We start from the raw sequence: 12,564 nt of genomic DNA, 5'->3' as shown, positions 1-12,564 counted from the left end.
GTCGTCGACGCTTCCATTCCGCAGCACCCGCGCCGGCGGGAACTGGGGAATGGAAGCGAGGCGCCCGGACGCAGAGGCCGTGAATCTCCCGGCCGGGCGTTCGCTTCCTTTACCCCGCCTTGTGGGCGGGGAAGGAAGAGGGCGGCGGCGAACACCGGAGTTCGCCGACCGTTCCTCTCCCCGAGCCCTTCGAAAAGGGGTTCGTCGCTCCGCGCGGGGTGACGGCCCGCGCGGACTGCGGATCACTCGTCGCGGATCGAGAAGTTGGCCATGTGCTCCAGGCCCTTGATCAGCGCCGAGTGGTCCCAGTTACTGCCGCCGATGGCCGCGCAGGTGCTGAACACCTGCTGGGCGTTGGCGGTGTTGGGCAGGTTCAGGTTCAGCTCGCGGGCGCCGGCCAGGGCCAGGTTGAGGTCCTTCTGGTGCAGGCTGATGCGGAAGCCCGGGTCGAAGGTGCCCTTGACCATGCGTTCGCCGTGCACCTCGAGGATCCGCGAGGAGGCGAAGCCACCCATCAGCGCCTCGCGCACCTTGGCCGGATCGGCGCCGTTGCGGGCGGCGAACAGCAGGGCCTCGGCGACCGCCTGGATGTTCAGCGCGACGATGATCTGGTTGGCCACCTTGGCGGTCTGGCCGTCGCCGTTGCCGCCGACGCGGGTGATGTTCTTGCCCATCGCCTGGAACAGCGGCAAGGCGCGTTCGAAGGTGTTCGGGCAGCCGCCGACCATGATGCTCAGGGTCGCCGCCTTGGCGCCGACCTCGCCGCCGGAGACCGGGGCGTCCAGGTACTGCGCGCCGGTAGCCTTGATCTTCTCGGCGAAGCCCTTGGTGGCGGTGGGGGAGATCGAACTCATGTCGATCACCACCTTGTTCGGGCCGACGCCCTCGGCGATACCGTCCTTGCGGAACAGCACATCCTCGACCTGCGGGGTGTCCGGCACCATGACGATGATGAACTCGGCTTCCTGGGCCACTTCCTTCGGGTTGGCCAGGGCAATGGCGCCGGCCTCCAGCAGGTCGGCCGGAGCGGCGTCGTGGTGGGTGGAAAGGAACAGGCTGTGGCCGGCCTTCTGCAGGTTCTGCGCCATGGGCTTGCCCATGATTCCGGTGCCGATGAATCCGATCTTGGCCATGAGAGTGTCTCCTGGTTCTGTCTGTCGAGTGGCTCCGCGCAGGGAAGCGGGAGCGTCTTGTTCGTGGGTGCGGATCAGACGACGTTGTGCGTCTTCATCCAGCCGAGGCCGGCTTCGGTGGTGGTGGCCGGCTTGTACTCGCAGCCGATCCAGCCCTGGTAGCCGATGCGGTCCAGGTGCTCGAAGAGGAAGCGGTAGTTGATCTCGCCGGTGCCCGGTTCGTGGCGGCCGGGGTTGTCGGCGAGTTGCACGTGGTTGATCGCCGCCAACTGGTTTTCCAGGGTGCGGGCCAGGTCGCCTTCCATGATCTGCATGTGATAGATGTCGTATTGCAGGAACAGGTTGGCGCTGCCGACCTTGTCGCGGATCTCCAGGGCCTGGCGGGTGTTCTGCAGGTAGAAGCCGGGGATGTCGAGGGTGTTGATCATCTCCATGACCAGGCGGATGCCTGCGGCTTCCAGCTTGTCGGCGGCGTAGCGCAGGTTGTCGACGAAGGTCTTCTCGACGCTGGCGCAGTCGTGCCCCTGCGGCCGGATCCCGGCGAGGCAGTTCACCTGGCGGTTGCCCAGCACCCTGGCGTAGGCAATGGCCTTGTCGACCCCCTCGCGGAACTCCTGGACCCGATCCGGGTGGCAGGCGATGCCGCGCTCGCCCTTGGCCCAGTCGCCGGCCGGCAGGTTGAACAGCACCTGTTCCAGGCCGTTGGCTTCCAGGCGGGCCTTGATCGCCTCGGCCTCGACGTCATAGGGGAAGAGGTACTCGACGCCGGCGAAGCCGGCCTTGGCGGCGGCGTCGAAGCGTTCGAGGAAATCCACCTCGGTGAACAGCATGGACAGGTTGGCGCAGAAACGGGGCATGTCTTGCTCCTATCGTTCGTTCAAACGTTCGGGAGGCCTTTCGCCGGGGGCGGGGTGCCGCACGCACCGTCCGCGCCTCCGGGAAAGGCCGGCGATCAGTCGAGCAGCGAGATGGCGGTCGGCGCGTCGGCGCCTTTCTCGGCCAGTTCCTCGAACTCGTTGATGGCGTTGATCTCGGTACCCATGGAGATGTTGGTGACGCGCTCCAGGATCACCTCGACCACCACCGGCACCTGGTGCTGCTGCATCAGTTCGCGGGCCTTGGCCAGGGCGGCGCCGATCTCGTTCGGGTCGAACACCCGGATCGCCTTGCAGCCCAGGCCCTCGACCACCGCGACGTGGTCGACGCCGTAGCCTTCCAGCTCGGGGGCGTTGATGTTGTCGAAGGCCAGCTGCACGCAATAGTCCATGTCGAAGCCGCGCTGCGCCTGGCGGATCAGGCCCAGGTAGGAGTTGTTCACCAGTACGTGGATATAGGGCAGCTTGAACTGCGCGCCGACCGCCAGTTCCTCGATCATGAACTGGAAGTCGTAGTCGCCGGAGAGCGCCACCACCTGGCGGCTCGGGTCGGCCTTGACCACCCCCAGCGCGGCGGGAATGGTCCAGCCCAGCGGGCCGGCCTGGCCGCAGTTGATCCAGTGGCGCGGTTGGTAGACGTGGAGGAACTGTGCGCCGGCGATCTGCGACAGGCCGATGGTGCTGACGTAGCAGGCATCCTTGCCGAAGAACTCGTTCATCTCTTCGTAGACGCGCTGCGGTTTCACCGGCACGTTGTCGAAGTGGGTCTTGCGCTGCAGCGTGCGTTTGCGCTGCTGGCAGCTTTCCAGCCAGGCGGCGCGCGACTTCAGCTTGCCGGCGGCCTTCCACTCGCGGGCCACTTCGAGGAATGCGTCGAGGGCGGCGCCGGCGTCGGAGACGATGCCCAGGTCGGGCATGAACACCCGGCCGATCTGGGTCGGTTCGATGTCGACATGGATGAAGCGGCGACCTTCGGTATAGACCTCGACGCTGCCGGTGTGGCGGTTGGCCCAGCGGTTGCCGATGCCGAGCACCAGGTCGGATTCCAGCAGGGTGGCGTTGCCGTAGCGGTGCGAGGTCTGCAGGCCGACCATGCCGGCCATCTGCGGGTGGTCGTCGGGGATTACGCCCCAGCCCATCAGGGTCGGGATCACCGGGATGCCGGTCAGCTCGGCGAATTCGCGGAAGCGCTCGGCGGCGTCGGCGTTGAAGATGCCGCCGCCGGCCACCAGCAGCGGGCGCTCGGCTTCGTCGAGCATGGCCAGGACCTTCTCGGCCTGGACCCGGGTGGCCTTCGGCTTGCTCACCGGGAGGGGCTCGTAGGCGTCGATGTCGAACTCGATCTCGGCCATCTGTACGTCGAACGGCAGGTCGATCAGTACCGGGCCGGGCCGGTCGCTGCGCATCAGCTGGAAGGCCTTCTGGAATACGTAGGGGACCTGGGCCGGTTCCAGCACGGTGGTCGCCCACTTGGCCACCGGCGCGGCGATGCTGGAGATGTCGACCGCCTGGAAGTCTTCCTTGTGCAGGCGCGCGCGCGGTGCCTGGCCGGTAATGCAGAGAATCGGGATGGAGTCGGCGGAGGCGGAGTAGAGGCCGGTGATCATGTCGGTGCCGGCAGGGCCGGAGGTGCCGATGCAGACGCCGATGTTGCCGGCCTTGGTACGGGTGTAGCCCTCGGCCATGTGCGAGGCGCCTTCGACGTGACGGGCCAGGACATGGTCGATGCCGCCGATCTTCTTCAGCGCGGCGTACATGGGGTTGATCGCGGCACCGGGGACGCCGAACGCGGTATCCACGCCTTCGCGGCGCATCACCAGTACGGCGGCTTCGATTGCTCTCATTCTGGCCATCGTTTTGTTCCTCGTTCTTATACTAATTGTGTACAAAAGTTGGAACGATTCTAGGCAGAGGGGGAGCGCAAGGTCAAGATGGGTTGTATACGCTGGAAAAAGCCACTGAAATCAATTTTTCCTTAATAAAAACAATGAATTAACATTTTTGTTAGCAGGCTTATAAAACCAGCGTTTGAAAAAATGTATACAAAATTATGTTCACATTGTTCTGGAATGTTGCTTTCGTAGGGCCGGTCGGCTACTAGATTGGGTACAAATTTTCGAACGCGCCCGCATCGCGGGTGGTTTCCCGATTTCTAGCCTTAACAACTCGAGAGGAACGACCATGACCACCATCAGTCTGGAAACCGCGCTGGGCATTACCCGCCAGGCGCTGGCGGTGGGGCGCGAGCTGTCCACCGCGCCCCTGACCATCGCGGTGCTCGATGCTGGCGGCCACCTGGTGGCGCTGCAGCGCGAGGACGGCGCCAGCATGCTGCGACCGCAGATCGCCATCGGCAAGGCCTGGGGCGCCGTGGCCCTGGGCAAGTCGTCGCGGCTGCTGGCGGCGGATGCACAGCAGCGGCCTTCGTTCATTTCCGCGGTGAACACCCTGGCCCATGGCAATCTGGTTCCGGCGCCGGGCGGGGTGTTGATTCGCAACGACAAGGCAGAGGTGGTCGGCGCGGTCGGTATCAGCGGCGATACCTCGGATATCGACGAGCAATGCGCGATCCAGGGCGTGCTGGCGGTCGGGCTGGTACCCGACGCCGGTTGAGCTTGCGGCCCGTTCACCAGGACCGGGCCTTCGCTCCCTTCTTCAGATGGCGTACGCCGCCATCCACCAGGATTTCCGTGCCATACCTGCAGCGGGGCTCGTTCGAGGTCAGGAATAGCGCGGCACTGGCGATCTCCAGCGGCTCCCCCAGGCGTCCCGGCCAATCTTCTCCCTCAGCGCCTGGGCGGCCTCGAGATCGGTAGCGGCCTTGTCCAGCGCTGGCGTCCGGGTCGGCCCCGGGCTCAGGGCGTTGACCCGGATACCGTGCTCGAGCAACTCCGCCGATAGCGTCCAGGCGAGGTGTATGCGGAGCTGCCGCCGCGGGTCGAATACCGCGTCACGCCGCTCGGTGCGAGGCCGGCGCAGGGGCGGGGGCGGCACGCGATTGAGCGTGCCGCGGCGGGTCAGAGCGGCAGCGGCCGAAGCCGGCCGGCGCTCTTGCCGGATTGCCCGTCGGGCGTGCAGCCTTTCAGGACCAGGCGGGTGATGGTTTCCACCGCAGCGTCGTAGTCGGCGTCGCTGAGCTGTTCCTTGCCGGTGACGATGGAAATCTGCCAATCGAAGTCGGCATAGGTCTGGGTCGCCGCCCAGATGGCAAAGAGCAGGTGATGCGGGTCCACCGGGGCGAGCTGGCCACGGTCGATCCAGGTCTGCAGGCAGGTGACGTTGCGCTGGGCCTGGGCGTTCAGTTCGTCGAGGTATTCCTTCGGCAGGTGCGGCGCGCCGTGCATGATCTCGCTGGCGAAGACCTTGGAGGCATGCGGCAGCTCGCGGGAGATGCGGATCTTCGAGCGGATGTAGGCGGGCAGGGCGAGCAGCGGGTCGTCTTCCACGCGGAACGGCGCCGACGCTTGCAGCAGCGGCTCGACGATGCTTTCCAGCACGCAGCGATAGAGGTTTTCCTTGGACTGGAAGTAGTAGTAGACGTTGGGCTTGGGCAGGCCGGCGCGGGCGGCGATGTCGCTGGTCTTGGTCGCCGCGAAGCCCTTGTCGGCGAATTCCTCGCTGGCGGCGCGGAGGATCAGGCGCTTGTTGCGCTCGCGGATGCTGGTCATCAGTCCTTGTTCTTCATTGCTGCAACGGCGGCAGGAAGCCGAGGATGGTAGCACCCGCCCGGAGCGCCCCTCAAGCAAGGTGCGAGCGAGGCGGAGGCCCGGGAAATCCTGACCCGCCGGTTCATTTGCCCTATACATTTCCCGGTATTTGGAGTATTCGTTAGGGGTATCGAGTCGCCCGCTCGCGCTCACCCACCGAGCGCCGGGCGAGCCCCCCGGAACAGAACGAGTCACTATGTCCGATTCCCGCCTGGTCGATCCCTTCGGCCGTCGCATCACCTACCTGCGCCTGTCGGTGACGGATCGCTGCGACTTCCGCTGCACCTACTGCATGAGCGAAGACATGCAGTTCCTTCCCCGCGACCAGGTCCTCAGCCTGGAAGAACTGTACGCGGTGGCCGACGCCTTCATCGGCCTCGGCGTGCGGCGCATTCGTATCACCGGCGGCGAGCCGCTGGTGCGCAAGGGCATCACCGGCCTGCTGGCACGCCTGGGGCAGCGTGCGGAACTGGAAGACCTGGCGATCACCACCAACGGTTCGCAACTGCGCGAGCGCGCCGCCGAGCTGAAGGCCGCCGGCGTCCGCCGCCTCAACGTCAGCCTCGACTCGCTGCAGCGCGAACGCTTCGCCGCCTTCACCCGTAGCGATCGCCTGGAGCAGGTGCTGGACGGCATCCAGGCGGCGCGCGAAGCCGGTTTCGAGCGGATCAAGCTGAACTGCGTGGTACAGAAGGGCCGCAACGACGACGAGATCCTCGACCTGGTCGAGTACGCCCTGGCCAACCAGTTGGACATCAGTTTCATCGAGGAAATGCCGCTGGGCAGCATCACCAGCCACCGTCGCGAACTGACCCTCTGCACCAGCGACGAAGTCCGCGCGATCATCGAGCGCCGCTGGCCGCTGACCCCGAGCCTGGCGCGCAGCGGCGGGCCGTCGCGGTATTACCAGATCGGCGACGAGCCCAGCCGGATCGGCTTCATCTCACCTCACAGCAATAATTTCTGCGGCGACTGCAACCGCGTGCGCGTCACCGCCGAGGGCAAGCTGGTGCTCTGCCTCGGCCACGAGGGGGCGCTCGACCTGCGCGAACTGCTGCGCAGCCATCCCGGCGACCGCGAGCGCCTGAGCGCGGCACTGGTGGCGGCGCTGAACCTGAAGCCGGAGCGGCATCACTTCGACGCCCAGGAGCAGGTCCAGGTGCTGCGTTTCATGAGCATGACCGGCGGCTGACGGTATCCTCCTGGGCGATGGCAGTAACGGCGCCATCCGCCGCTTCCTCCCCCATGCCTCCCGGGCGACCGTGTTCCGACGCGCACCGCTCGCTGCCCCGTCCCGGGAAAAGCGACGCGGCGCAACACCGAAACGCGGCGAAGAAGTCATGCTGCCTGCCGCGCCAGCAAAGGAAAGCCTCCCATGCACCGGGTCCTGTTCATCTGCAGCCGCAACCGCCTGCGTAGTCCCAGCGCCGAACGGCTGTTCGCCGACTGGCCGGGCGTCGAGACCGATTCCGCCGGGCTGGCGGCGGACGCCGAAACGCCTCTGGAGCGGGAGCAACTGGAGTGGGCGACGCTGGTCGTCGTCATGGAGCGCCGCCACCGGCAGGCTCTGCTGCGCCGGCACGCCGCGGCGATGAAAGGCAAGCGCCTGGTCTGCCTGGATATCCCGGACGACTACGCCTACATGCAGGCGGAATTGCTGCATCTGCTGGAGCGCAAGGCGGGGCCTTTCCTTCGGCGGGACTGAGTGGTGCGGACCGCGAGCGGAAAAAAAGAAGCCGGACGAAGTCCGGCCCGAGGGAAGGGCGGACCGGAAGTGTCGCCGGTCCGCCAGGGAGTCAGGAGTGCTTGGGCGCCGGCGCGTGGCTGCCGCACAAGTGGCTGCGGTCGTTGCGGCTGAGGATGTTGAACAGCAGGTTCAGCACCACCGCCCAGATCGCGGTCATGGCGATGCCGCTATGGGTGATCGGCTCCATCCAGACCGGCAGGCGGGCGAAGAAGTCCGGGCGCACCACCGGCACCATGCCCATGCCGATGCTTACCGCCACCAGCAACTGGTTGCGGCGGTCGGTGATGTTGGCCTCGTGGAGGATCTGGATGCCACTGGCGGCGACCATGCCGAACATGGCGATGCCGGCGCCGCCGAGTACCGCCGGCGGGATCGAGGCGACCAGGAAGGCGGCCTTGGGCAGCATGCTGAGGAGGATCAGGAAACCGGCGGCGGCCACCGTGACGTAGCGGCTGCGCACCCCGGTCATCTGCACCAGGCCGATGTTCTGGGCGAACGAGGAATGGGTGAAGGTGTTCAGGAAACCGGCGAAGAACGAGGCGCCGGCGTCGCAGAGCAGGCCGCGGCGCAGTTCGGTCGGGGTGATCTCGCGGCCGGTGATCTTGCCCAGGGCGAGGAACATGCCGGTGGACTCGACGAAGATGATCACTACCACCAGGCACATCGACAGGATCGGCGCCAGGTCGAAGGTCGGCGCGCCGAAGTGCAGCGGGGTGACGATGTCGAACCAGGGGCGCTCGGCCAGACCGCCGAGGTCGACCATGCCCATGCCGCCGGCGATCGCGTAGCCCAGGCCCATGCCCATCAGCACCGAGATGTTGACCCAGAAACCGCGCATGAAGCGGTTGATCAGGAGGATGGTGCAGAGCACCAGGCTGGAGAGGAACAGGAAGTGCAGGGAGCCGAAGTCTTCCGCGCCTTTGCCGCCGCCGGCCCAGTTGATCGCCACCGGGAACAGGCACATGCCGATCGAGGTGATCACCGTGCCGGTCACCAGCGGTGGGAAGAAACGCACGATGCGCGACATGAAGGGGGCGATGAGCATGCCGAAGAAACCGGCGGCGATGGTCGCGCCGAAGATCCCGGTGATGCCCACGCCGGGCATCCCGGCCATCGCCACCATGCTGCCGACGGCGGCGAAGCTGGCGCCCATCATAACCGGCATGCGGATGCCCATCGGGCCGATGCCCAGCGACTGGACCAGGGTGGCGATGCCGGCGACCAGCAGGTCGGCGTTGATCAGGAAGGCGATTTCCTCGCGCGAGAGGCCGGCCGCCTGGCCGACGATCAGAGGCACGGCGACGGCGCCACCGTACATCAGCAGCACATGCTGGAAGCCCACCAGCAGCAGCTGCGTCAGCGGCAGGCGCTGGTCTACGGGCGAGTCGGGGATGCGGCGATCAGTTACCACGGACATGCAACACCTCAGGCGTTTTTATTGTTGTCAGTCGCAGGCGGACACCGGAAAAGGCAGGTTCCGGCGGCCGGGTATTTCTGGCCGAACATCCACCCCAGGCTTCAGGGCGATGCGGTGGGGTGTTTTATATCCCCGTTGTGTGCTCGATTCAATCGATTTTTTGTATACAAAGTAATTTTTTGTAGTTGACCAATCGGTCTACTACAGGCTTTCCAGAGCTGCTTCCACTGTATCCATAGTGCTGGCGCCGGCTACCCCCGGGACGCCCGGCGGTGTACGACATTGGTCGGATAGCCGACGTGCTCTAGCCGCTGGGAGTTTTCAGCGACCCCTACCTCAGTGAGCGCAAGCCCAGTGCAGCAAGGCCTTGAACCCTGTCGCCCGGGATCAGCCATGGGGCTTTGCGGAACGCCTGCTTGCATTGGCGACTACAAGCAGCGACGTGCGCGAGAGCAACCGGCTATCTGAGCGCCAGTAGATCCTGGCGGCAATGGAGACGCTCAACGAGTAAAGAGAATGCCGCCAGCGCTTGCTGGAGTGCACAACGGCAGACTGGCCAAGGTGCCAAGGCTCGGGGCAGGTCAGGCTGGACAAGAAGCCGGCGGAGTTTTCCTGAGCGTTCTACAGGAGAGGCACGAAGGAGGTCGCCGAAGTCGTTCGGCATATCGAACGTCCCCCTTTTTCAGCTTTCGGCAGCGCCCAACGGGCCACTGGCAATCAGGCTGGCACCACAAGCTGTTTTCATCCCATGTAGCGCGACCGGGACCCCATTCACATCCAGCAGGGCGCTACCTTCGGTAATGGGGAAGGTTCCCTTGCACAAGGGGCAAACCACTTGGTGGCCTACACCGGCCATCGGCTTGCCGTTGAGGTCGGTCTGGCCGAACGCCTCAATCACCGTGCCTCCATGGCTGGTGGTGTCGCCAAGGCGAATGATGTCCATCGCGGGTTGCTCCTATAGGTCGTCCAGCCAGCTGTCTTTTGGCTTCAGGCTGGAGAGGAATTCCTCGTAGACATAGTGATCACCGAGCGTTTGGCCGCCAGGCGTAGCGGGTTTCGGAGCAGGGGAAGGACCGGCATTTCCGCCACGCGGCGATGAAGACGTCGGGCGCACGCGGATCGAATCGACAATGGCGTCCCACAGTTCCAAAGCCTCTTTGTCCGATTTGAAGGCAGGGGGCGGTGGTTTACCGTTTTCATTGCTGCGTTCCAGTACCGCCAGTCCCGCAGTAAGATTGGGCTCGGTTAGCGATTCCTCCTTGCCTTGAACCTCCCACATGAATGTGTAGGCGCGCTGTCCCTTGTTGCTTCCCGCAACCAAGTACTCCTCTCCCGGAAGGCTCCCCACAGGGTGCTTCCCCTTTCTCAATCTCTCGACTCCAGCAACCGTAGCGAGCATGTTCTGCACGAAGCCGTCGACTCGCTCAAGAAGGCTGTTTAGCTCAGATCCCGTGGAGGAGCGGAATTCAAAGCGCGCACCAGGGTGATTGGGAAAGGTAACACCTACGCCAAACTCTTCATCTTGAAAACTCTCCCCTGCAATATAGGCATGATCAATGCAAAAGCCCGGCTCAGTTGGAGCTTCTTTGGGCTCGCGAGAGCGAAGGCTTCGGGATATATCATTGATAGCTTCCTCCCCTTCCTTCTTTTTATCGTGAGTAACTTCTCCTGAGTATAGAAAAACCTCTCCCTTGGGATGAGCCACAAAATATGAGTCAACCCTATAAGAAAGCAAACTAGCATTCGAATCCCAAGACCACAGGCTAATGGCTCCAGCCTTGTCTTCCGCCCTCCGAACAAACATGCTCTCCTTTGTTTTTTTATGAATGCCATTCCGTAACTCTTGCTCGCGATGGGCAATCCTGGCTGCTAGCTCAGCAGGTGTGCCATCTAGCCGTTGGATGTTGTCGCCCCATAGATAGTATCCGGCGTTAATTACCGCGTCAGGCGGCAGATCAATCAGAAAGCGACCAAAGCAATGAGTGATCCATCCGGTCTTGTCCATGGAAGGGCTCCGAGAAGAAGAAAACGAAGTACAACTGGTCATGCTGGTCAAGACCACCAACCCAAGTACAGCAAACAACCGACGGGGATGCATCATGTCCCTCCTTTGTCATTAGGATGCCAATCCGCCAACTGGGTGATTTTGATCACACCATATAGCGCTGCCCATTGGGCACGAGCATCGTTGTAACTCTCCTGGTGCTCATAGCCCCGTTTGGTATTGGCCTGTCCCTTGCCCTTGCTGCCATGCCGAAAGCTGGCCTTGACACCTGCCAGGGCAGGCGCCTGGCCGGAGTCGGTCGGTACCGTTTCGTCACCTCCGCTGCCGGAAGCGTCCAGTGGATTTCCCGCCTCCAGCGGACCCTGCACTATGGTGGGCAAGCCCCGGCGGAACCAACTGTTGTAAGTGCCGTTCTCATCGTCGTTGAGTGTGGCGCCAGGGGTTTCCAGAGGGGTCGGGTCACCTTTCCAGATCAAATCACGTCTGTAGTGGTCAACCCATCCCGGACAGTGGGTTGAGTTTTTCTTCGGCCACCGCAGGTGGTAACCCGTCGTTGAATTGATGCGGCCTGATCCAGTTGTAGCGGTGCATCAAGTAATGACTGATGTCCCGTTGGGCCTCCTGCGCCGTCAGGTAACCCGTTGACGGGACCCACTCCGACTTCAGACTGCGGAACAGGCGCTCCATCGGCGAGTTATCCCAGCAATTCCCCCGACGGCTCATGCTCTGCTGCATCCGATAGCGCCAGAGCCGTTGCCGAAACAGGCGGCTGGCGTACTGGCTGCCCTGGTCTGAATGGAACAGCACCTGCTGTGGCCTGCCGCGCTGTTCGTAGGCCATGTCCAGGGCCTTGATCACCAGTTCGGCATCCGGCTTGGCCGAGAACGCCCAGCCGATCACCCGCCGGGTATGCAGATCCAGCACCGCGGCCAGGTAGTGCCAACGGCCTTGCGCCCAGACGTAGGTGATGTCGCCACACCACACCTGATTGGGATGCTCGGTCGCGAATTTGCGGTTCAGCCGATTCGGGATATCCGGCCGCTCAACCGTGGCCTGTTTGTAGGCGTGCGAGCCCGGTTGCTTGCTGACCAGGCCCAGCTCACGCATCAACCGACGCACTCGGAAACGGCCGATGGTCACGCCCTCTTCGCGCAGCATGCCCAGAATGCTGCGGCTGCCGGCCGAGCCCCGACTCTGGCTGAACAACTGGTTGACTTGGCTGCGTAGCGCCACGCGGCGAGCATCGACACGCCGCCGTCGAAGACGGTGGACGTAGTAGCAAGACCGCGCCACATCGAAAGCTGAACAGACCACTTCCACCGACTCCTGCTCACTCAACTGGTCTATCAGCGCGTACGATCGAGTTCGTCCGACATCAAGAGAGCGGTAGCCTTTTTTAATATCGCTTTCTCCCGCTCCAATCGGTTGATCCGGGCTTCCAGCTCCTGGATCTTTTGCTGCTCAGGCGTCAACGCCTTGCTCTTCGGGGTCACACCCTGGCGCTCCGCCTCGAGCTGCTTCACCCAACGGCGCAAGGCCGAATCCACCACCCCCAGCGAACGGCAGGCGTCGATATGGCTGTAGCCTTGGTCCAACACCAGGGCCGCGGCCTCTCGTTTGAACTCGGCGGAAAACGTACGTCGTTGCTTGCTCATCAGACACCTCTCTCACGGCGAGGAT

Annotated in this window: 13 protein-coding genes and 1 pseudogene; 3 read left to right on the top strand and 11 right to left on the bottom strand. The window is 63.9% G+C overall.

The window, feature by feature from the left end:
- Positions 1–242 precede the first annotated feature (242 nt).
- The 3 genes from M6E97_RS15495 to gcl all read right to left on the bottom strand — a co-directional run bounded on the left by M6E97_RS15495 (position 243) and on the right by gcl (position 3,861).
- Complete coding sequence (locus M6E97_RS15495; RefSeq protein WP_003087180.1) at positions 243–1,133, bottom strand: 2-hydroxy-3-oxopropionate reductase; 891 nt, start codon at positions 1,131–1,133, stop codon at positions 243–245.
- A gap of 74 nt (positions 1,134–1,207) precedes the next feature.
- Positions 1,208–1,990 (bottom strand): hydroxypyruvate isomerase, encoded by a 783-nt coding sequence (hyi, locus tag M6E97_RS15490; protein ID WP_003087181.1) that lies wholly within the window; start codon positions 1,988–1,990, stop codon positions 1,208–1,210.
- A gap of 95 nt (positions 1,991–2,085) precedes the next feature.
- Positions 2,086–3,861 carry a glyoxylate carboligase gene (gcl, locus tag M6E97_RS15485; RefSeq protein ID WP_003087182.1) on the bottom strand — a complete coding sequence of 592 codons (1,776 nt, stop codon included), beginning with the start codon at positions 3,859–3,861 and terminating at the stop codon, positions 2,086–2,088.
- A 328-nt stretch (positions 3,862–4,189) separates the two neighbouring features.
- Between gcl and M6E97_RS15480 the strand changes: the two genes are divergently transcribed.
- On the top strand, positions 4,190–4,621 hold the full coding sequence (locus M6E97_RS15480) for a GlcG/HbpS family heme-binding protein (RefSeq protein WP_003083199.1): 432 nt from the start codon (positions 4,190–4,192) through the stop codon (positions 4,619–4,621).
- Positions 4,622–4,729: 108 nt separating this feature from the next.
- Here the strand turns inward: M6E97_RS15480 and M6E97_RS15475 are convergent, their stop codons facing one another.
- A complete protein-coding gene (locus M6E97_RS15475; protein WP_124080878.1) occupies positions 4,730–5,002 on the bottom strand; it encodes an SDR family oxidoreductase in 273 nt (90 codons plus the stop codon).
- Positions 5,003–5,025: 23 nt separating this feature from the next.
- Positions 5,026–5,676 carry a TetR/AcrR family transcriptional regulator gene (locus tag M6E97_RS15470; protein ID WP_003087183.1) on the bottom strand — a complete coding sequence of 217 codons (651 nt, stop codon included), beginning with the start codon at positions 5,674–5,676 and terminating at the stop codon, positions 5,026–5,028.
- 235 nt (positions 5,677–5,911) lie between these two features.
- Between M6E97_RS15470 and moaA the strand changes: the two genes are divergently transcribed.
- Together moaA and M6E97_RS15460 are read left to right on the top strand one after the other, a co-directional pair.
- Positions 5,912–6,907 carry a GTP 3',8-cyclase MoaA gene (gene moaA, locus M6E97_RS15465; protein WP_003083204.1) on the top strand — a complete coding sequence of 332 codons (996 nt, stop codon included), beginning with the start codon at positions 5,912–5,914 and terminating at the stop codon, positions 6,905–6,907.
- 183 nt (positions 6,908–7,090) lie between these two features.
- The gene (locus M6E97_RS15460) at positions 7,091–7,420 is read left to right on the top strand and encodes a low molecular weight protein tyrosine phosphatase family protein (protein WP_003087185.1); all 330 of its coding nucleotides are present in this window, start codon (positions 7,091–7,093) and stop codon (positions 7,418–7,420) included.
- A 91-nt stretch (positions 7,421–7,511) separates the two neighbouring features.
- Here the strand turns inward: M6E97_RS15460 and M6E97_RS15455 are convergent, their stop codons facing one another.
- The 6 genes and pseudogenes from M6E97_RS15455 to M6E97_RS31205 all read right to left on the bottom strand — a co-directional run bounded on the left by M6E97_RS15455 (position 7,512) and on the right by M6E97_RS31205 (position 12,539).
- A complete protein-coding gene (locus M6E97_RS15455) occupies positions 7,512–8,879 on the bottom strand; it encodes a nucleobase:cation symporter-2 family protein (RefSeq protein WP_003083208.1) in 1,368 nt (455 codons plus the stop codon).
- 682 nt (positions 8,880–9,561) lie between these two features.
- Positions 9,562–9,822 (bottom strand): PAAR domain-containing protein, encoded by a 261-nt coding sequence (locus M6E97_RS15450; protein ID WP_003105819.1) that lies wholly within the window; start codon positions 9,820–9,822, stop codon positions 9,562–9,564.
- Between the two features lie 12 nt (positions 9,823–9,834).
- Positions 9,835–10,980, bottom strand: coding sequence for a T6SS immunity protein Tli4 family protein (locus M6E97_RS15445; RefSeq protein ID WP_023875554.1), 1,146 nt, complete (start codon positions 10,978–10,980; stop codon positions 9,835–9,837).
- Positions 10,977–11,441 (bottom strand): annotated as a pseudogene (locus M6E97_RS15440) (hypothetical protein); the annotation flags it as partial. The gene M6E97_RS15445 and the pseudogene M6E97_RS15440, both read right to left, overlap by 4 nt.
- Positions 11,377–12,222, bottom strand: coding sequence for an IS3 family transposase (locus M6E97_RS15435; RefSeq protein WP_413685828.1), 846 nt, complete (start codon positions 12,220–12,222; stop codon positions 11,377–11,379). The pseudogene M6E97_RS15440 and the gene M6E97_RS15435, both read right to left, overlap by 65 nt.
- 8 nt (positions 12,223–12,230) lie before the next feature.
- Entirely contained in the window at positions 12,231–12,539 is a 309-nt protein-coding gene (locus tag M6E97_RS31205) for an IS3 family transposase (RefSeq protein ID WP_003128477.1), read from the bottom strand.
- Positions 12,540–12,564 lie beyond the last annotated feature (25 nt).

Origin of the sequence: Pseudomonas sp. B111, from assembly GCF_026428275.1 — a bacterium.
Lineage (GTDB): Bacteria > Pseudomonadota > Gammaproteobacteria > Pseudomonadales > Pseudomonadaceae > Pseudomonas > Pseudomonas aeruginosa.
Note: the sequence above shows the minus strand (reverse complement) of the source record. Positions and strands in the feature narration are given on the sequence as shown.

Coding starts and splice junctions, on each gene's coding strand:
- M6E97_RS15445 (WP_023875554.1), bottom strand. CDS start 10,980: ATGATGCATCCCCGTCGGTTGTTTGCTGTACTTGGGTTGGTGGTCTTG.
- M6E97_RS15495 (WP_003087180.1), bottom strand. CDS start 1,133: ATGGCCAAGATCGGATTCATCGGCACCGGAATCATGGGCAAGCCCATG.
- M6E97_RS15450 (WP_003105819.1), bottom strand. CDS start 9,822: ATGGACATCATTCGCCTTGGCGACACCACCAGCCATGGAGGCACGGTG.
- M6E97_RS15460 (WP_003087185.1), top strand. CDS start 7,091: ATGCACCGGGTCCTGTTCATCTGCAGCCGCAACCGCCTGCGTAGTCCC.
- hyi (WP_003087181.1), bottom strand. CDS start 1,990: ATGCCCCGTTTCTGCGCCAACCTGTCCATGCTGTTCACCGAGGTGGAT.
- M6E97_RS31205 (WP_003128477.1), bottom strand. CDS start 12,539: ATGAGCAAGCAACGACGTACGTTTTCCGCCGAGTTCAAACGAGAGGCC.
- M6E97_RS15470 (WP_003087183.1), bottom strand. CDS start 5,676: ATGACCAGCATCCGCGAGCGCAACAAGCGCCTGATCCTCCGCGCCGCC.
- moaA (WP_003083204.1), top strand. CDS start 5,912: ATGTCCGATTCCCGCCTGGTCGATCCCTTCGGCCGTCGCATCACCTAC.
- gcl (WP_003087182.1), bottom strand. CDS start 3,861: ATGGCCAGAATGAGAGCAATCGAAGCCGCCGTACTGGTGATGCGCCGC.
- M6E97_RS15455 (WP_003083208.1), bottom strand. CDS start 8,879: ATGTCCGTGGTAACTGATCGCCGCATCCCCGACTCGCCCGTAGACCAG.
- M6E97_RS15480 (WP_003083199.1), top strand. CDS start 4,190: ATGACCACCATCAGTCTGGAAACCGCGCTGGGCATTACCCGCCAGGCG.